20 protein-coding genes and 2 tRNA genes are annotated in these 18,046 nt (G+C 45.2%); 10 read left to right on the top strand and 12 right to left on the bottom strand.

The genetic code is table 11. The features are described 5' to 3' along the window. Positions 1–88 precede the first annotated feature (88 nt). The 7 genes from P7M01_RS04595 to folD form a co-directional block, all read right to left on the bottom strand. Positions 89–919 (bottom strand): D-alanyl-D-alanine carboxypeptidase family protein, encoded by an 831-nt coding sequence (locus tag P7M01_RS04595; RefSeq protein ID WP_317483242.1) that lies wholly within the window; start codon positions 917–919, stop codon positions 89–91. A 236-nt stretch (positions 920–1,155) separates the two neighbouring features. Further along, positions 1,156–3,576: an endopeptidase La gene (gene lon / locus P7M01_RS04590; RefSeq protein WP_317483243.1), complete on the bottom strand. Its 2,421-nt coding sequence runs from the start codon at positions 3,574–3,576 to the stop codon at positions 1,156–1,158. 129 nt (positions 3,577–3,705) lie between these two features. Next, on the bottom strand, positions 3,706–4,941 hold the full coding sequence (gene clpX, locus P7M01_RS04585; RefSeq protein ID WP_202936011.1) for an ATP-dependent protease ATP-binding subunit ClpX: 1,236 nt from the start codon (positions 4,939–4,941) through the stop codon (positions 3,706–3,708). A gap of 15 nt (positions 4,942–4,956) precedes the next feature. Further along, a complete protein-coding gene (gene clpP / locus P7M01_RS04580; protein WP_202936012.1) occupies positions 4,957–5,541 on the bottom strand; it encodes an ATP-dependent Clp endopeptidase proteolytic subunit ClpP in 585 nt (194 codons plus the stop codon). Positions 5,542–5,683: 142 nt separating this feature from the next. Then, complete coding sequence (tig, locus tag P7M01_RS04575) at positions 5,684–6,979, bottom strand: trigger factor (RefSeq protein WP_317483244.1); 1,296 nt, start codon at positions 6,977–6,979, stop codon at positions 5,684–5,686. A 153-nt stretch (positions 6,980–7,132) separates the two neighbouring features. Continuing rightward, positions 7,133–7,573: a peptidoglycan-binding protein LysM gene (gene lysM / locus P7M01_RS04570; RefSeq protein ID WP_202936014.1), complete on the bottom strand. Its 441-nt coding sequence runs from the start codon at positions 7,571–7,573 to the stop codon at positions 7,133–7,135. A gap of 147 nt (positions 7,574–7,720) precedes the next feature. Continuing rightward, a complete protein-coding gene (gene folD, locus P7M01_RS04565; RefSeq protein WP_317483245.1) occupies positions 7,721–8,578 on the bottom strand; it encodes a bifunctional methylenetetrahydrofolate dehydrogenase/methenyltetrahydrofolate cyclohydrolase FolD in 858 nt (285 codons plus the stop codon). Between the two features lie 173 nt (positions 8,579–8,751). Between folD and P7M01_RS04560 the strand changes: the two genes are divergently transcribed. The 8 genes from P7M01_RS04560 (at position 8,752) to rplI (ending at position 12,322) form a co-directional block, all read left to right on the top strand. Continuing rightward, positions 8,752–8,828 (top strand) — tRNA-Pro (locus tag P7M01_RS04560). A 52-nt stretch (positions 8,829–8,880) separates the two neighbouring features. Beyond that, positions 8,881–8,957, top strand: a tRNA-Arg gene (locus tag P7M01_RS04555). Between the two features lie 98 nt (positions 8,958–9,055). Next, complete coding sequence (gene mltF / locus P7M01_RS04550; protein ID WP_202936016.1) at positions 9,056–10,507, top strand: membrane-bound lytic murein transglycosylase MltF; 1,452 nt, start codon at positions 9,056–9,058, stop codon at positions 10,505–10,507. Positions 10,508–10,516: 9 nt separating this feature from the next. Next, positions 10,517–10,672 (top strand): hypothetical protein, encoded by a 156-nt coding sequence (locus tag P7M01_RS04545; protein ID WP_317474939.1) that lies wholly within the window; start codon positions 10,517–10,519, stop codon positions 10,670–10,672. A 254-nt stretch (positions 10,673–10,926) separates the two neighbouring features. Beyond that, entirely contained in the window at positions 10,927–11,307 is a 381-nt protein-coding gene (gene rpsF / locus P7M01_RS04540) for a 30S ribosomal protein S6 (protein ID WP_202936018.1), read from the top strand. Next, positions 11,294–11,617, top strand: coding sequence for a primosomal replication protein N (gene priB / locus P7M01_RS04535; protein WP_202936019.1), 324 nt, complete (start codon positions 11,294–11,296; stop codon positions 11,615–11,617). The genes rpsF and priB overlap by 14 nt, the downstream gene beginning before the upstream one ends. 12 nt (positions 11,618–11,629) lie before the next feature. Then, positions 11,630–11,857 carry a 30S ribosomal protein S18 gene (gene rpsR, locus P7M01_RS04530; RefSeq protein ID WP_005759927.1) on the top strand — a complete coding sequence of 76 codons (228 nt, stop codon included), beginning with the start codon at positions 11,630–11,632 and terminating at the stop codon, positions 11,855–11,857. Positions 11,858–11,872: 15 nt separating this feature from the next. After that, a complete protein-coding gene (rplI, locus tag P7M01_RS04525; RefSeq protein ID WP_202936020.1) occupies positions 11,873–12,322 on the top strand; it encodes a 50S ribosomal protein L9 in 450 nt (149 codons plus the stop codon). Positions 12,323–12,459: 137 nt separating this feature from the next. On the opposite strand, the gene tusB is transcribed toward rplI, so the two are convergent. The 5 genes from tusB to ffh form a co-directional block, all read right to left on the bottom strand. Further along, positions 12,460–12,741 carry a sulfurtransferase complex subunit TusB gene (gene tusB, locus P7M01_RS04520; RefSeq protein ID WP_317483246.1) on the bottom strand — a complete coding sequence of 94 codons (282 nt, stop codon included), beginning with the start codon at positions 12,739–12,741 and terminating at the stop codon, positions 12,460–12,462. Positions 12,742–12,749: 8 nt separating this feature from the next. Further along, positions 12,750–13,112, bottom strand: a complete 363-nt coding sequence (gene tusC, locus P7M01_RS04515) for a sulfurtransferase complex subunit TusC (protein WP_317483247.1) — start codon at positions 13,110–13,112, stop codon at positions 12,750–12,752. Beyond that, positions 13,109–13,489, bottom strand: a complete 381-nt coding sequence (gene tusD, locus P7M01_RS04510; RefSeq protein WP_317474942.1) for a sulfurtransferase complex subunit TusD — start codon at positions 13,487–13,489, stop codon at positions 13,109–13,111. The genes tusC and tusD overlap by 4 nt, the downstream gene beginning before the upstream one ends. Beyond that, positions 13,489–14,154, bottom strand: coding sequence for a helix-turn-helix transcriptional regulator (locus P7M01_RS04505; RefSeq protein ID WP_317483302.1), 666 nt, complete (start codon positions 14,152–14,154; stop codon positions 13,489–13,491). The genes tusD and P7M01_RS04505 overlap by 1 nt, the downstream gene beginning before the upstream one ends. Positions 14,155–14,249: 95 nt before the next feature. Then, positions 14,250–15,632 carry a signal recognition particle protein gene (gene ffh / locus P7M01_RS04500; protein ID WP_317483248.1) on the bottom strand — a complete coding sequence of 461 codons (1,383 nt, stop codon included), beginning with the start codon at positions 15,630–15,632 and terminating at the stop codon, positions 14,250–14,252. 123 nt (positions 15,633–15,755) lie between these two features. On the opposite strand from ffh, the gene P7M01_RS04495 reads away from it, so the two are divergent. Next, on the top strand, positions 15,756–16,544 hold the full coding sequence (locus tag P7M01_RS04495) for a cytochrome C assembly family protein (protein ID WP_317483249.1): 789 nt from the start codon (positions 15,756–15,758) through the stop codon (positions 16,542–16,544). An 89-nt stretch (positions 16,545–16,633) separates the two neighbouring features. Continuing rightward, positions 16,634–17,893 carry an HlyC/CorC family transporter gene (locus P7M01_RS04490; RefSeq protein ID WP_202936026.1) on the top strand — a complete coding sequence of 420 codons (1,260 nt, stop codon included), beginning with the start codon at positions 16,634–16,636 and terminating at the stop codon, positions 17,891–17,893. Positions 17,894–18,046: the final 153 nt, after the last annotated feature.

The following is an 18,046-nucleotide window of genomic DNA, read 5'->3' as shown; positions in this document are numbered from 1 at the left end:
CTCGTCGATTATAAAATAAAGTGCGGTGAAAAATAAGCAAATTTTTCACCGCACTTTTAACTTATCGGGAAGTTCGTCCGCCGAAGCGTTAATTTGCTACGCGCTCAATCAGCTGCTCGAATGCCATTTCGTCGTAACCTTCTTCATAAAGCGCATCGTCGCCGGAATTACGTAATTCCCGGTTATTCAAGGTGAGACAACCGTATTGTTCAAGTTTACTTTTCGTAAACGCCGAACGGAACGCGGAACTGGTATTATTCAAACTGATCACGCCGATGGTGGATTGGTGGCATTGAAATTTATTAACGAACACCAGATTATATCCCGATTCGCGAATGTAACCCGTTTTATTCAGGGCGGCGCCGAAAATTTCTTCTCGCACCAGTTTGTTGGTATTTTTCACAAAAACATTGCGCCCGCCCGCGCGGATATAAGCCGCCGAAGTATTGGACAACGCCTGAATCTGCGGCTTATTCAAAGAATATTTGGCGAGCTTCACCAAATCCATGGCACTCGAAACATTATTACTGGACAATCCCGAGCTGTCGCTGAAACGCGTGGATTTCATGCCTAATTCTTTTGCTTTTTCATTCATCTTGCCGATAAATTGAATACGCGACATCCCCGCCGAACGCGCCAGCGCATGGGCCGCATAGTTATCGGAATGCACCAGCATGGCTTTCAATAATTCACCGCAAGGCATCGGCGTATATTTCGGCAATTTGGTGTGCGTGCCCTTAATGTAATCGTTATCTTCATCCGTAATCGATGCCGTACAGTTTCGATTACGGTTATTTTCCAAAAATACGTTTGCCGTCATCAATTTCGTCACCGAGGCGATAGGCTGCACGGAATAAGGCGAACGGCTTTCCAATATTTTGTCGTGGGTAAAATCATAAACCACATAAGATTGCGCCATCGCAAAAGACGGAAGAAGCAAAAGAATCGAAAAGGCTTTTTTAACATAACTTGCGAACTGGATAAGAAATAAACGATTTATTCTAGCAGTTTTTTTACGGGCTTACTATTCTCACAAGCGTTTAAATATTAAATATTTCCCGGCTTTCTTACATAAAAGTGCGGTCAAAAAATCTTATGTTTTTTCGACCGCACTTTATGCTTTTATCTGATGACGGTTTTCATCGTCTTCGGCGATTAGTTCACCGTCGGTTTGTGTTTCGAAGTTTTACGCGGACGCGGCACTTTCACCGACCCCACCGGCGCCAATTTCACAAACTCTACGCCCTGCGGCGGATTTTCCAAGGCGATCGTTAACACTTCGTCAATGGTTTCCACTGCATGAATGGTCAGACTTTGTTTGGCGTTTTCCGGGATTTCCTCCAAATCTTTCACATTATCTTTCGGAATAATCACCGTTTTAATCCCGCCGCGATGGGCCGCCAAAAGTTTTTCCTTTAATCCGCCAATCGGCAACACTTTACCGCGCAGACTGATTTCGCCTGTCATCGCCACGTCGGCACGCACCGGATTTCCCGTTAAACAGGAAACCAATGCCGTACACATGGCAATCCCCGCGCTCGGGCCGTCTTTCGGCGTGGCGCCGTCCGGCACGTGAATATGGATATCGCGTTTTTCGTGGAAATCAGTAGCGATCCCTAATTTTTCCGCGCGGGAACGCACCACCGTCATCGCCGCCTGGATGGATTCTTTCATCACATCTCCCAGCGAGCCGGTGAAAGTCAGTTTACCTTTGCCGACCACGGAAGCGGTTTCAATGGTGAGCAAATCACCGCCCACTTCCGTCCAGGCCAGACCGGTCACTTCGCCTACACGATTTTGCGTATCCGCCAGACCGAAGTCAAAACGTTTCACCCCGAGATAATCATGTAAATTATCGGCATTCACCACCAATGTTTTCACTTTCTTATCCAACAGTAAATTTTTCACTGCTTTACGGCAGATTTTTGAAATTTCGCGTTCAAGCCCGCGCACACCGGCTTCACGAGTGTAATAGCGGATAATGTCTAAAATAGCGCTGTCTTCAATGGTCAGTTCGCCTTTTTTCAATCCGTTGCGTTCCATTTGTTTTTGTAACAAATGGCGAGTGGCGATATTGAGCTTTTCATCTTCGGTATAGCCGGAAAGACGAATCACTTCCATACGATCCAGTAACGGCCCCGGAATATTCATGGAATTTGAGGTCGCCACAAACATTACATCGGATAAATCATAATCCACTTCCAGATAATGATCGTTAAATTTTGAGTTTTGTTCCGGATCAAGCACTTCCAATAATGCAGCCGCCGGATCACCGCGGTAATCCATCGCCATCTTATCAATTTCATCCAGCAGGAATAACGGATTTTTTACTCCGACTTTTGCCATTTTCTGAATCAGTTTGCCCGGCAACGAACCGATATAGGTTTTGCGGTGACCGCGGATTTCCGCTTCATCACGCACGCCGCCTAATGCCATACGCACGTATTTACGTCCGGTCGCATTGGCAATGGATTGCCCTAAAGAGGTTTTTCCCACCCCCGGCGGTCCGACTAAACAAAGAATCGGCCCCTTGATTTGGTTCAAACGGCTTTGCACCGCAAGATATTCCAGAATGCGCTCTTTCACCCGTTCCAGACCGTAATGATCCGCGTCTAAAATTTCCTGCGCTTTCAAAATGTCTTTTTTCACTTTAGTGCGTTTATGCCAAGGCACCTGCAACATCCAGTCGATATAACCGCGAATAACCGTCGCTTCCGAAGACATCGGCGACATCATTTTCAGTTTTTTCAACTCGCTTTCCACTTTTTCTTTCGCTTCCGCAGGCAGCTTCGCTTCATCCAGTTTTTTACGCAGCTGATCGATTTCGTTATCCGCTTCCGCTTCTTCGTCACCGTCCAGTTCTTTGCGAATCACTTTAAGCTGTTCGTTCAGGTAATAATCGCGCTGCGTTTTTTCCATGCGCTCTTTCACCTTGGAACGAATCCGTTTTTCCACTTGCAGCAAGTCCGTTTCGCTTTCCATTGTGCCAAGCAAATATTCCAAACGTTCCTGAACGTTAGCGCGCGCTAAAATTTCCTGTTTATGACGCACCGCCACCGGCAAATGCGCCGCTAGCGTATCCGCAAAGCGATCCGCATCATCAATTACTGAAAGCGCATTCAACACTTCGGGTTGAATCTTTTTATTCTGCTTAACGTAGTTTTCAAATTCTCTAAATGCCATTTGACGCACGACATCAATTTCTTTGGCATCGCTCCAAACCGTATCCACCAATTCGACGGTCGCCGTAAAAGCATCCGTATCGCTGATGCTGACGATATTGGCGCGTTGCTGACCTTCCACCAGCACTTTTACCGTGCCGTCAGGCAGTTTCAGCATTTGAATAATGTTCACGATTGTGCCGACGTTGTATAAATCCTTGGCTTCGGGATCTTCAATTTCCGCCTGTTTTTGCGCCACAAGCAACAGCTGTTTGCCGGATTCCATCGCTTGATCCAAGCTGCGAATGGATTTATCGCGACCGACAAACAACGGCATCACCATATAAGGAAAAACCACCACGTCACGAAGTGGAAGAAGCGGTAATTCCCGGCGTTCAATTTGTTTTGCGTTCATATTTATATACTCTTTCTTCTCTTTAAATCTGTAGATTAACAGGTAAGTGGGGGCAAAAAACGAAAGTTCAAGCTTAGACTAAAAAGTGCGGTCAAATTTAACCGCACTTTTTTAACGCTAAATGAGAGACTATTTGAAAATTAATTTCGGCTTCTCGCCTTTTTCAATCACATCTTCATCTACGATAACTTTGGCTAAATTTTCTTGCGACGGTAAATCGTACATGGTATCCAGCAAAACGCCTTCTACAATGGAACGCAAGCCGCGCGCGCCGGTTTTACGCGCCAAGGCTTTTTTCGCCATCGCTTTTAAGGATGCCGGGGTAAATTCCAGCTCGACCTCTTCCAGCCCGAATAACGCCTGATATTGCTTGGTCAGCGCATTTTTCGGTTCGGTTAAAATTGAAATTAACGCATTTTCATCTAATTCGCTTAACGGCGCAATCACCGGCAGACGGCCGATAAACTCCGGAATCATACCGAATTTGATTAAATCTTCCGTTTCAATTTGTTTGAACAAATCCGTCAGCGTAAGTTCATCCCGTTCGCCTTTAACTTCCGCATTAAAACCGATGCCGCTGCCCACATGTACACGTTTTTCGATGATTTTGTCCAGTCCCGCAAACGCACCGCCGCAGATAAACAGAATTTTCGAGGTATCCACTCGCACCATCTCTTGTTGCGGATGTTTACGTCCGCCCTGCGGCGGAACGGCGGCAATCGTGCCTTCAATCATTTTCAGTAACGCCTGCTGTACGCCTTCGCCGGACACATCGCGGGTAATGGACGGGTTAGCGGATTTGCGGGTAATTTTATCGATTTCATCGATATAAATAATTCCCTGTTCCGCTTTTTCCGTATCGTAATCGCAGTTCTGCAGCAATTTTTGAATGATGTTTTCCACATCTTCGCCCACATAACCGGCTTCCGTCAACGTGGTGGCATCCGCCATGGCAAACGGTACATTCAGCATACGGGCAAGGGTTTGCGCCAATAAGGTTTTTCCGCTTCCGGTCGGTCCGATTAACAACACGTTACTTTTGCTTAATTCCACTTCATCGGTTTTATGCCCGGAGCGCAAACGTTTGTAATGGTTATACAGCGCAACCGCCAGCACTTTTTTAGCATAATCCTGACCGATAACATAATCGTCCAAATGCGCGCGGATTTCGTGAGGCGTCGGCAATTTCTCTTCAATTTTGTCCGCACTTTCTTCCTCTTCCGCTTCAATTTCTTCATGCAACAAAGTATGGCATAAATCAATGCAGTCGCCGCAAATATAACCCGATGTGCCGGCGATGAGCTTGCCCACTTCGTCCTGCGACTTGCCGCAAAACGAACAACGTGTATCTTTTTCGTCTGTCATGTTATCTCTCAATCCTTAGCCGCGTTTTACCAAAACGCTGTCGATTAGTCCGTAATTTTTCGCTTCTTCCGCAGACATAAAATTGTCGCGATCGGTGTCTTTTTCGATTTGTTCCAACGGTTGACCGGAATGGAAAGCCAGGCGTTCATTCAAAGTATGTTTGATTTTTAAAATTTCCTGCGCATGAATCTGAATATCCGACGCCTGGCCGCGGAATCCGCCTAAAGGCTGATGAATCATCACCCGGGCATGCGGTAACGCCGCCCGCTTGCCCGCCGCCCCGCCGGCTAATAAAAACGCGCCCATGGAACAGGCCTGACCGATACAAAGCGTGCGTATATCCGGTTTGATAAACTGCATGGTGTCGTAAATCGCCATCCCCGCCGTTACGGAACCGCCCGGGCTATTAATGTACAGATTAATGTCTTTATCCGGATCTTCCGATTCCAAAAACAAAAGCTGGGCGACGATCAAATTCGCCATGTTGTCTTCCACTTCGCCGCTTAAAAAAATGACGCGCTCTTTTAAAAGACGCGAATAAATATCGTACGAACGTTCGCCGCGCGAAGTCTGTTCAATCACCATTGGAACCAATGCCATAAAGTTCTCCGTTAAATTCGGTTAAAAAATCGTTCGGTTATTCTACCTGAAATTCGTTCGAAATGAAAAAGTGCGGTCAATTTTCGGCAAGTTTTTAAAACTCACGTAAAATCGACCGCACTTTACGAATCAGTCAGTCAAATTATGCTTGCGGATTCATGATTTCATCGAACGAAGCTTTTTTCTCAGTCACTTGCGCTTTCGCTAATACCGCGTCAACCGCTTGTTCTTCCAATACCACATTACGTAAGTTTTTCATCAACTCGTTGTTTTTATTGTAGTATTCGATAACTTCAGCCGGTTGTTCGTAAGCGGAGGCAATATCCTCAATCATGGCTTTTACGCGATCTTCATCGGCTTTTAATTCGTTTGAAGCAATGATTTCGCCGAACAGTAAGCCCACTTGAACGCGACGTTTCGCTTGCTCCTCGAACAGTTCGCGCGGTAATTGCGCCGCTTGTTGCGCATTGCCGCCGAAACGTTGCGCCGCCTGTCCGCGTAATACTTCGATTTCCTGATCAACCGCTACGAAAGGCACTTCGATCGCATTTTCAGCTAATAAACCGTCGATAACCTGTTGTTTTACGCGTGAAGTCAATGCGTTTTTCAATTCGCGTTGCATATTTTTGCGGATTTCATTGCGTAAATCCGCTACGGTTTTGGTATTCGGACCGAATTTTGCTACGAATTCGTCAGTTAGTTCAGGTAACACCATCACTTCCACTTTTTTCAGGGTAATAGCGAATTTTGCCGCTTTTCCTTTTAAGTTTTCGGCGTGATATTCTGCCGGGAAAGTGACATCGATATCGAACTGTTCGCCGGCTTTGTGACCGACAATACCGTCTTCAAAGCCCGGAATCATACGGCCTTGACCCATGAGTAATACGAAATCGGACGCCTTGCCGCCTTCAAATTCTTCACCGTCGATAGTGCCGGTGAAATCGATAGTTACGCGATCGTCCGCTTTCGCCGCATCCTGACTTTCAGTCCAAGTCGCCTGTTGTTTGCGTAACACTTCGACCATGTTGTCCACGTCCGCTTCAGTGATTTCAACAACCGGTTTTTCAACTTTAATGTTTTCCAAACCTTTTAATTCAACTTCAGGATACACTTCGAACGTCGCGGTGAATACAACGTCTTTGCCGCTTTCTGCGTTTTCAACGGCAAAAGTCGGGCGACCGGCAAGGTTTAATTTTTCTTTAAACGCTAAATCGAAGAAATGACGCGGCAACAGGTCGTTTAACGCTTCGGAACGTGCGGATGCGCCGAAACGCTGTGCGATGATGTGATGAGGCACTTTACCTTTGCGGAAACCGTCTACGCGCGCGTTTTTGGCAAAACCTTTTAATTGCTCGCGAACGGCCGTTTCAACTTCATTAGCAGGAATAGTGATAGAAACACGACGTTCTAAACCTTGAGTTGTTTCAATTGTTGACATTCTTGTTTTCCTTTAAGTAAATTTGAATGAATTTAGCTATATTTGGCTATAAAACTGGCGAATTATAGCGAAAGATTCAGATTTCGTCGAGAAAAAAAATTTGTACATAAAAAATCCCGTCTCAACGGACGGGATTGCATAAAAAACCGGATTTTACAGTGATTTCGGTAAGCGAATTTTTTGCCCCGGGAAGATTTTATTTTCGTCTTTAATCACTTCTTTATTAGCTGCCACGATTGCCGTATATTTCGCGCCGTTACCATAGGTTTTTTCCGCAATTTTCCACAGCGAATCGCCTTTCTGGATGGTATAAAACTCGTCATCGCCACCCAGCGAACCGTTCAATACTTTAATGGCGTCGATATTCACCGACTCGATACCTTCAATGTTGCCCGCCATCAAAATGGCTTTTTCCGCCGCTTCCGCCGTTGCGGCCACACCGGAAAGTTTTGCCACGCCGTTTTCAACGGTTACGGCCACATTATCGATACCCGGATTATCTTCGGCGATGTGATTCGTCACAGCCTGAGATGCGTCTTCTTCTTTATTGAAGATTTTTTTACCGATGTTTCCTACAAAATCAAATAAGCCCATTTTTCTTTCCTCTGTTAATTGTGCAAGCGAACGGTGAAACCGTACGATTTTTACGACGCGGTTGTCACGCCAAAAACTGCATAAATTCCGACCGCACTTTGCTATTTTAGTTCAGATTATTCATCGATGTAAATCGGCCTGACCAAGTTATGCGTTTAAATGTTGTTCATAAGCCGTCAATGTGTTCGCCATTAGCATCGCGACCGTCATCGGCCCGACGCCGCCGGGAACCGGGGTAATAAAGGCGGCTTGTTCCGCCGCTTTGGCATATTGCACGTCACCGCGCAATTTGCCGTCTTCGCCGCGGTTAATGCCGACGTCGATAACGATTGCGCCCGGTTTCACCCAATCGCCGTCGATAAATTCCGCTTTGCCTACCGCCACCACCAGAATATCCGCTTGCCGAACGTGACTTTCCAAATCTTTGGTAAAACGATGGGTCACGGTGACGGTGCAACCGGCAAGCAGCAATTCCATAGCCATCGGGCGGCCGACAATATTCGAAGCGCCCACAATCACGGCGTGTTGACCATGCAGATCCCGCCCGGTGGTTTCCAGCAGTTTCATAATTCCGTACGGCGTGCAGGCGCGTAAAGTCGGGATGCGTTGGCATAAACGTCCCACATTGTACGGATGAAAACCGTCCACGTCTTTATTCGGCGCAATCCGTTCAATCACTTTGGTGCTGTCAATGTGTTTCGGTAACGGTAATTGAACTAAAATGCCGTCTACATCGGGATCCCGATTTAACTCGTCGATAACGGACAATAATTCCGCTTCCGTTGTGGTTTCCGGCAGATCATAAGATTTGGAGCGAATCCCGATTTCCGTACAGCTTTTCCGTTTGCTGCCCACATAAACCTGCGATGCGGGATCGGATCCCACCAGAATCACCGCCAATCCGGGAGCCCGTCGCTCCTGTGAAATATATTGCTGAATTTTCTGAGTCAGTTCCGATTTGATTCTTTTCGCCAGTTCCGTACCCGAAATTACTTCTGCCGCCATGAATTTTTCCTTTAAATTAAAATAAGTCACGAAAACGTTTGCTATTGTCGCAAAAATTCCGTGCGAATGTAAGTCTCTCTCGGTGAAATTGGCACAATTTTGAGCGTTCAACGAAAAAAACGAAAAAAATGATTGACTGAAATGGAAAGAAACTTATAATGCACACATCTTGTCGGCGAGTAGCGCAGCTTGGTAGCGCAACTGGTTTGGGACCAGTGGGTCGTAGGTTCAAATCCTATCTCGCCGACCATTTCTTTTTATGTTTCCTTTGAATTTTCTTAACAGAAATATCCATTTGAATTGCGCCCTTAGCTCAGCTGGATAGAGCAACGCCCTTCTAAGGCGTGGGTCAAAGGTTCGAATCCTTTAGGGCGTGCCATTTCAATCCTCAAAAACAACGAAAAATTCGCCCGCACTTTTACTTTATCGTTCGATTCGTTAAAATGGTCGCATCTTTTTTCTGTTATCGGGTTATCTTTGAAAGGTTTAGTTATTCGAATCAGTGTGGCTCTGGCGCTTTTACTGTGGGCGGTGGATATGGTTTTTCCGTGGCAGCAGATTATTCGTTCTGAAGCCAATCACTATGAGGCAATTCAGGAACGCGGCGCATTAGTGGTGGGCACCGTCAATAATTCCGTCTCTTATTTTATCGATCCCAACGGTAATCCTGCAGGCCTGGAATACGATTTAAGCAAAGCCTTTGCCGATTATCTGGGCGTAAAATTAGAGGTGAAATCGCTGGATAACAGCGATGCGCTATTCGAAGCGTTACAAAATAACGAAATCGATATCGCCGCCGCCAATCTGTTACATCAACAACGTTATCAGAACCAATTCCAATTCGGCCCGGCTTACACTTCCGCTTCGTGGCAATTGGTTTACCGCAAAGGGAAAGACAAACCTCGTTCATTGGCGCAATTATCGGCAAAAGATAAATTGGTCATCGCCAAAAGCGAAGAATTGCTTAATATTCTGTCCGCCGAACAAAAAAAACAACCGGCTTTAAGTTGGCAAACCAGTTCTCAGCTGAGCCAGGAAGCCTTATTGTTACAAGTGGCGGAAGGCAAAATCGATTATACCATTGCCAATTCCATCGACGTTTCGGCGGCACAGCAAATCAAACCGGAAATCGCGGTGGCGTTCGACATTACGGATGAAGCGGATGTGCATTGGTATTTGCCGTCCAGTTCGTACAGCGAACTGCAGGCCGCCTTGCTGGATTTTATGAACGGCGCCATTGAAAACGGTCTGATTGCCCGCATTGAAGAAAAATATTTCAGCCATATCGCGCAATTTGATTACGTGGATATTAAATCCTATACCGACGCCATTGAAAAAACTCTGCCGAAATACACCGCACTTTTTGAGAAATACAAAGGCGAGTTGGATTGGCGGTTACTCGCGGCGGTCGCCTACCAGGAATCTCACTGGAATGAAGACGCCACTTCGCCAACCGGCGTTCGAGGCATTATGATGCTCACCAAAGCCACCGCGGATCGCATGAACATCAATGACCGCACCGACGCCGAACAAAGTATTAAAGCGGGATCCGAATATTTACACTGGTTGATTTCTCAAGTACCGAACAGCGTCCCGCAGGAAGATAAAATCTGGTATGCCTTAACGGCGTACAATATGGGATTGGGCCACATGCTGGACGTCCGCCGTTTAACCAAAACCCTGGGCGGCGATCCGGACAATTGGCTGGACGTGAAAAAAAATCTCCCGTTACTGGCGGAAAAACAGCATTACAGCAAGCTGAAATACGGTTACGCCAGAGGATACGAAGCCTTTCAATACGTGGAAAACATCCGCCGTTACATGAACAGCATCACCAATTATCATCGAGTGCAGGAAGATCAGATTTCGCAACCGCTTGAAAATGTGACGGATTCCATTATGATGACACCGCAGGAATCGCAGAATTAAGGAAAAAATATGGCATTAAAACGCAGAACGTTTTTACGCAAAACGTCGAAATTATCGCATCTCGCCCAAGTCCATCGCGCACTGCGTCTTCATCGTTTAAAACGACACAAACGCAAAATCGCCGATCGCAAAGCGCTCCATTTTATGAGTCTGGAAAACGATTAAATTTTTATGCGTAATCGCCGGGGCGATTACTTATGGCTTCGCCACCGTTGGCAAAGCCAACGTTCAAAAAGCGTTGCTTTTTGTGACCGCACTTTTCCCAAAAAGCGAGCGGTTTTTATCCAATTTTCACTTGTTTTTCCAATGAATTTCTGTATAATTCGCGCTCTACAGTCACATCCATTTTTTAGTTCCTTGCTTCCGCAGACTGGTGACTGGTCTATCGTCGGAGGCTGATTAACCCGTAAGGAGCAGTAATGCGTCACTACGAAATCGTTTTTATGGTTCATCCGGACCAAAGCGAACAAGTACCAGGTATGATTGAACGCTACACCGGTTCTGTAAAAGAAGCCGGCGGTCAGATTCATCGCCTAGAAGATTGGGGTCGTCGTCAATTGGCATACCCAATCAATAAATTACATAAAGCACATTATGTGCTTATGAATGTAGAAGCGCCTCAAGAAGTCATCGACGAGCTGGAAACAACTTTCCGTTACAACGACGCCGTTCTTCGTAACGTGATTATTCGTACTAAGCACGCCGTAACCGAAGCGTCCCCAATGGCTAAAGCAAAAGACGAGCGTAAAGCTGCTGTAGCTGAAGTTGAAACCAACGATTTTGAGGATGCTGAAGAGTAATTTGAACATTGAGAATCGTTTATCGTTAATCGGTATCGCCGACAGCATTAAACGAAGTAAAAGCCCTAATGGCGTCGAACATTGCCGTATTTGGCTCGAGCATCGTTCCGAACAACAAGAAGCGGGATTGGCTCGCCAGGCATGGTGTAAAATGCCGATACAAATTAGTGGCAATCAATTAATTCATAGCACTCAAGGCATTACGGTCGGTAGTAAAATTCTGGTTGTCGGATTCATTAGTTCCCACAAACAAGCCAACGGCTTAAATCAGTTGGTTTTACATGCCGAGCATATCGAATTATTAGATTAGGAGACTAGCCAAATGGCACGTTATTTCCGTCGTCGCAAGTTCTGCCGTTTCACCGCGGAAAACGTAGTTGAGATTGATTATAAAGATATCGCTACATTAAAGAACTACATTACAGAAAGCGGCAAAATTGTTCCAAGCCGTATCACCGGTACTCGTGCGAAGTATCAACGTCAATTAGCGCGTGCAATCAAACGTGCTCGCTACCTTGCGTTACTTCCGTACACTGACAATCATCAGTAATTAAGGAGATCGGTAATGCAAGTTATTTTATTAGACAAAATTGCTCACCTCGGTAACGTCGGTGATCAAGTAAATGTTAAATCAGGTTTCGCCCGTAACTTCTTAATCCCTCAAGGTAAAGCGGTTATGGCGACTAAAGCTAACATTGAATTCTTTGAAGCCCGCCGTGCTGAATTCGAAGCAAAAGCAGCGGCTGAATTGGCCGAAGCGCAAGCTCGTGCAGCGAAAATCACTGCATTGGAATCTGTTACTATTGTTTCTAAAGCCGGTGACGAAGGTCGTTTATTCGGTTCGATTACAACTCGCGACATCGCGGACGCAGTGACTGCCGCCGGTGTTGAAGTGGTGAAATCGGAAGTTCGTTTATCAACCGGTCCGTTACGTACTATCGGTGAACACGAAGTTCGTTTCCAACTTCACGGTGAAGTATTCGCGGCATTAAACGTTGTTGTGATTGCAGAATAATTTATTCTTCAATGAAAATGCGAAAACCCGGTTCAAACCGGGTTTTTTATTGCCTATTTTTTGGCAATGGTTGAAATTAAAATCAGAATAAATAATCCGTCTGAACGGCAAGTTAACAGAAAAGTAAAATGGTATATCTATAATGCGATTTGCGGAGAGAATTGTTCGGTTAACGTAACAAATTCCGACATCGAAATCAGATTAATAAATGGAGGAATCATGTTTTTTAACCCCCGCGCCAGAATATCATCTTCCATGACATAACAGGGCGCACCGTTTTTGGTAAATAGATGAGGGTATTTTAATAACAAAACCACGCCGTTCTGCCATAAGACTACGGCATCGCGATCTGTTAACAGTTGAAAATAGCGTTCCAGTTCAACGCTGTCGTAAACGGATTCGGAAAATGTATAAAGCATGAAAAATATTAAAAAGTCATCACTTTTTCGGCCGATTGTAATTTCTTCAATAATTCATCACGTTCCAGCGGTTCGCAAACCAATGCGCATTCTTTATCCGACACACCGAAATCCATGATTGAATCAAGGCATAAATAACGATTGTTAATATCGTAAACATCCAACACCTTAAACGCTTCGGCCACATCTCTTTGCAAGATATTTTCGGGCTCTTGCTCCACTAATAAATTCAATACGCCTTCGCCCATGAAAAAGACATCAATATCTTCTTCCTTGGTAAAAGCCGTGGCGGCCAATAACGCATCCAGGCCTTCTCTCGCTCTGGCCGTTCCATGGGGCGCCGATTTAAACACAAAAGCTAATTTGCTCATAAAGTAATCACTCGTTCAGATTCTAAAGTTGCCCGAATAAATTCACCTAATCCGGCAATCAAAAAACCATCGGCAAGATTAGTTAATTCAGGGTTAAGTGCGGTCAGATTATCAACGATTCCGCGTCGTTGGCCGGCAGAAACACAAAGATGTAAAGGGATCCCACAATCCCGACTTAACTTCTGCCAGGCTTTTTGTAAATTAAATTCATCGGTGGCGGGATAAACAAAAGCGTTACCGTTTGTTACTCCGTCCTGAAAAAAAAATACTTGCGTAATTTCGTGTCCGGCGGCAAGCAAGGCTACGGCAAGCTGATATGCGGTGAATGCGCCCTGATGTCCGTAAACCGGACGACTGACCGCAATAACATAACGCATTACTCATGCTCCTGCTTAATTTGACGAATATACAGATAAACCGTATGGCGGGAAATATTTAATCGTTCCGCGACCAGATTGATTGCGTCTTTAATATCAAAAATTCCTTTTTCATATAAAGACATGACAATTTGACGGTTTTTATTATTATTGGCAACCAAACGATCCGCCGTAATCTCCTCGATGGTTTGCTCGACGGTCTGCGCCACCAAGTCTTCGACCGAACTGGCAAAATTCACCGATGAAGTTTCATTTGATTCCGCCGTCGGCATCAATGCCCGGATAAACTGGGAAACCGGCACGTCCAGATTAATATTGATGCACAGCAAACCGATAATCTTTTGCGACTTATTTCGGATAGCAATTGTGACGGATTTCATCAACCCGTTACTTTTCGCCCGGGTGAAATAAGGCTTTGAAACGCTGTCCGTTTTCATATTGTGCAAAGACTGCAACGCGCGATCCGTAATGGGCGCACCTTCCTGACGATTGGTATTATGCCCGTTCGCAATATAAATGGCAGAACGCTCCAAATCTTCCAAGGAATGCAGGACAATCTCGCAATACTCCCCGATTAATGCGCTCACACCGTCCACAACAGCGCAATAAGAATTCAGAATAGCCCGATCATCATCAGTAAACGGCCGTTTATCATTCAACATCATCATTAATGTAATTTTAAATTATCGTTATTATTTTCGTTTAAAAAATCAGGATAAGGCAAAAAACTCAGTAAAATTTGCCCGCACTTTTCAATGTGCTAACGTTTACCCAACATTCCGGCTAATCCGCCCATTCCGCCACCCATTAAACCTTTCATGCCGCGCATCATTTTTGCCATACCGCCGTTACGCATTTTTTTCATCATGCGTTGCATTTCGTCAAACTGTTTTAGTAATTTATTCACGTCCTGCACTTGAGTGCCGGAACCCAATGCAATACGACGGCGTCGCGAACCCTTGATAATATCGGGATTCGCACGCTCTTTCAGGGTCATGGAATTAATCATGGCTTCCATTTTGACAAACATTTTATCGTCCACTTGATTTTTCACATGATCCGGTAAATTCTTCATCCCCGGTAATTTATCAAGCATAGACATCATGCCACCCATTTTTTTCATTTCGACCAGCTGCTCGCGAAAATCATCCAAGGTAAATTGATCACCTTTTTTGAATTTCTGCGCCATTTTTTCGGCTTTTTCCTTATCGACGGAACGTTCGAGATCTTCGATTAAAGAAAGAACATCGCCCATGCCGAGAATACGGGAAGCCACACGATCCGGGTGAAACGGTTCAAGCGCCTCGGTTTTCTCACCTACACCTAAGAATTTAATCGGTTTTCCCGTAATCTGACGAATAGACAATGCCGCGCCGCCGCGTGCATCGCCGTCGACTTTGGTTAAAATAACGCCGGTTAAAGGCAACGCTTCATTAAAGGCTTTTGCCGTGTTCGCGGCATCCTGGCCTGTCATGGCGTCCACCGTGAAAAGCGTTTCCACCGGATTCAGCGCGACATGGATTTGCTTGATTTCATCCATCATCTCGCTATCCACATGCAAACGCCCCGCGGTATCCACGATCAGCACATCATAAAATTTTAATTTTGCTTGCGCAACCGCCGCTTTAACAATATCCACCGGATTTTGATTTACTTCCGAAGGAAAAAAATCCGCATGGACGGTTTGCGCTAACGTCTCCAATTGTTTGATCGCCGCCGGACGATAAACGTCGGCGGAAACCACTAAAACTTTTTTCTTATGGCGTTCGCGCAGAAATTTTGCCAATTTAGCGACAGAGGTGGTTTTCCCCGCCCCCTGCAATCCCGCCATTAAAATAACGGCCGGCGGTTGTACGGCTAAATTTAAGTTTTCATTACTTTCGCCCATGGCGGCTTCAAGCTCGGCCCGAACGATTTTTAAAAATTCCTGTCCCGGCGTTAAGCTCTTATTTACTTCCTCGCCGATTGCGCATTCTTTGACTTTATTGATAAATTCACGCACCACCGGCAACGCCACATCGGCTTCCAGCAACGCCATACGCACTTCGCGTAACGTATCTTTAATATTATCTTCGGTCAATCGCCCTTTTCCTGTGATATTACGCAGGGTTTTCGACAGGCGATCCGATAAATTCTCAAACATGGTTTGTTCTCTTTAAAGTCGAAAAATTGGGTTGATTATACCTGAATAATTGCGTGAATTGAAATTTTTGCTGCAGATCGATAAAATAAAAACAATTCTCAAATTGAGGCGGGCTTTATATTTATGTCGTATGCAATTTTTTCCATAATTTTTTATGTTATCAATATTCTGCTGATTACACCGATGCTGGCGAAAGCGCAAAGCGGCGAACAAATCCCAAAAGTCAATAAAACGTTCTTTATTTTGACCGCACTTTTAGCGATGATTTTGCATCACTTATCCTTTCGTGAAAGCGCGGTGCACACTTCGGAAGGAACCAGTTTTTCTCTGCTCGCCGTCAGTTCCATGATCAGCCTGGTTATCGCGTTATTAGTAACGGTTCCCGCGATATTCAGAGTTAAAACCCTCGCTTTTTTACTGCCCTTGGTTTACAGTTTCGCCATTATCAATTTATTTCTGACGGAATTTTTATCAAGCCAAGCGGTGCAATGGCATCGTCAAGTCTTGTTCCATATTGCGTTGTCATTATTAACTTATGCCGTCTGTTTTATCGCCATGCTTTACAGTATGCAGATTGTCTGGCTGGACAATAAACTCAAACAGAAAAAAATGATGCCGTCTCCCGCCATTCCGCCGTTAATGATGGTGGAACGCCATTTTTTCCGCGTAATGTTAACCGGTTTTATTTTGCTCACCGCGACGCTGATTTCAGGCTCCATTTATTTATTGAACGCCCCGGATTCCTCCAATTTACATAAAGCGTTGTTTTCTTTTCTCAGCTGGATAGTGTTCGGCATTTTATTAATCGGCCATTGGAAATACCACTGGCGCGGAAAAAGAATGATCATTTATACGATTTCAGGTATGATCCTGCTTACTATCGCTTATTTCGGCAGTCGAATTATGCTGTAAATATGCGTCCGAGACGAACGCCGGCAATAATCGAAACATAAACGAATTGGTCTGCCGAGTCTATTTCTACTTTACAAAAGGACAACAAGTTGGACAGTATTCCCCTTAGTACCCTGATTATTTCGCTTGTCATCTGTTTAATTTTATCCGCCTATTTCTCCGGTTCCGAAACGGGGCTGCTTGCCGCTAATCGTTATCGTACCCGCCATCTTGCCGAAAAAGGGCATTCCGGCGCAAAAAAAACAGAAAATTTATTAAAAAAAACGGATAAATTGCTCAGTTTGATTCTTATCTGTAACAACCTGGTGAATATTTCCGCTTCCGCCATCGCTACCATTATCGGTATGCGTCTGTACGGCGATGCCGGTGTGGCTATCGCAACCGGAACATTAACTTTTGTCATGTTGGTGTTTTCCGAAATTTATCCGAAAACCATTGCGGCCATTTACCCCGAAAAAGTAGCGTTTCTGAGCAGCCATCTTCTCACTCCGTTGATGAAAATATGCACGCCGTTGGTGTTTTTGATGAATATCATCATAAAAGGGTTGATTAAAATCACCGGTTTAAAATCGGAAGCCAAAAATACCAATCTCAGCCCGGAAGAATTGCGCGCCATCGTCAATGAAAGCGGCAAATTCATTCCTTCCGCTCACCAGGAAATGCTGCTTTCCATCCTGGATTTGGAAGAAGTCACAGTAGACGACATCATGGTTCCACGCAACGATATTTCGGGGATTGATATTAACGACGACTGGAAAGCCATCATGCGCCAGCTCAACCACGCTCCGCACGGCCGCGTAGTATTGTATAAAGACAATATGGACGAAAACGTGATCGGATTCCTGCGCATTCGCGAGGCTTTCCGTTTAATGCTGGACAAAAACGAATTCACCAAAGAAGTGTTATTGCGTGCCGCCGACGAAATTTACTACATTCCCGAAGGAACGGCGTTGAACGCTCAATTATTGAATTTCCGCAACAATAAAGAACGCATCGGTTTGGTTGTGGATGAATACGGCGACATCAAAGGTTTAGTCACGCTGGAAGATATTCTGGAAGAAATCGTCGGTGAATTCACCACCTCCACGACGCCTTCCATCGATGAAGAAGTGGTGCCGCAATCCGACGGTTCCGTTATCATTGACGGCGCAGCGAATCTGCGAGACATCAACAAACTTTTCGACTGGAATCTCAATACCGACGACGTGCGGACTTTCAACGGATTTATTCTCGAATATTTGGAAGAAATCCCGGAAGAAGGCACGGAATTTGAGTTGGACGGCTTACGGATTACCATTCTGGAAGTTGCCGACAACATGGTGAAACAGGCAAAAGTCGTCAAAATCTGACCGCACTTTGCTCTACCTCCCAAAGGTTGGACAGGTTAGTTAGTTAAATACTGAGCTCTGTATTGTGCAGGGCTCAAGTTTTTTAAATCCGTTTTTGATTGACTTCCGTCACGCTGAAATCACGATTCAGTAAATTCGACGCAATATACGACG

The organism is Exercitatus varius (genome assembly GCF_029577735.1).
GTDB lineage: Bacteria > Pseudomonadota > Gammaproteobacteria > Enterobacterales > Pasteurellaceae > Exercitatus > Exercitatus varius.
This window is presented reverse-complemented; position numbering and strand designations above follow the sequence as displayed.

Bases quoted from the DNA above. Each gene is read 5' to 3' on its own strand.
- P7M01_RS04505 (WP_317483302.1), bottom strand. From the start codon at position 14,154: ATGATGTTGAATGATAAACGGCCGTTTACTGATGATGATCGGGCTATT.
- P7M01_RS04545 (WP_317474939.1), top strand. From the start codon at position 10,517: ATGGCATTAAAACGCAGAACGTTTTTACGCAAAACGTCGAAATTATCG.
- tig (WP_317483244.1), bottom strand. From the start codon at position 6,979: ATGTCAACAATTGAAACAACTCAAGGTTTAGAACGTCGTGTTTCTATC.
- tusB (WP_317483246.1), bottom strand. From the start codon at position 12,741: ATGCTTTATACATTTTCCGAATCCGTTTACGACAGCGTTGAACTGGAA.
- priB (WP_202936019.1), top strand. From the start codon at position 11,294: ATGCTGAAGAGTAATTTGAACATTGAGAATCGTTTATCGTTAATCGGT.
- lon (WP_317483243.1), bottom strand. From the start codon at position 3,576: ATGAACGCAAAACAAATTGAACGCCGGGAATTACCGCTTCTTCCACTT.
- P7M01_RS04495 (WP_317483249.1), top strand. From the start codon at position 15,756: ATGTCGTATGCAATTTTTTCCATAATTTTTTATGTTATCAATATTCTG.
- tusD (WP_317474942.1), bottom strand. From the start codon at position 13,489: ATGCGTTATGTTATTGCGGTCAGTCGTCCGGTTTACGGACATCAGGGC.
- lysM (WP_202936014.1), bottom strand. From the start codon at position 7,573: ATGGGCTTATTTGATTTTGTAGGAAACATCGGTAAAAAAATCTTCAAT.
- rpsR (WP_005759927.1), top strand. From the start codon at position 11,630: ATGGCACGTTATTTCCGTCGTCGCAAGTTCTGCCGTTTCACCGCGGAA.
- rpsF (WP_202936018.1), top strand. From the start codon at position 10,927: ATGCGTCACTACGAAATCGTTTTTATGGTTCATCCGGACCAAAGCGAA.
- P7M01_RS04595 (WP_317483242.1), bottom strand. From the start codon at position 919: ATGGCGCAATCTTATGTGGTTTATGATTTTACCCACGACAAAATATTG.
- ffh (WP_317483248.1), bottom strand. From the start codon at position 15,632: ATGTTTGAGAATTTATCGGATCGCCTGTCGAAAACCCTGCGTAATATC.
- clpX (WP_202936011.1), bottom strand. From the start codon at position 4,941: ATGACAGACGAAAAAGATACACGTTGTTCGTTTTGCGGCAAGTCGCAG.
- tusC (WP_317483247.1), bottom strand. From the start codon at position 13,112: ATGAGCAAATTAGCTTTTGTGTTTAAATCGGCGCCCCATGGAACGGCC.
- clpP (WP_202936012.1), bottom strand. From the start codon at position 5,541: ATGGCATTGGTTCCAATGGTGATTGAACAGACTTCGCGCGGCGAACGT.
- folD (WP_317483245.1), bottom strand. From the start codon at position 8,578: ATGGCGGCAGAAGTAATTTCGGGTACGGAACTGGCGAAAAGAATCAAA.
- rplI (WP_202936020.1), top strand. From the start codon at position 11,873: ATGCAAGTTATTTTATTAGACAAAATTGCTCACCTCGGTAACGTCGGT.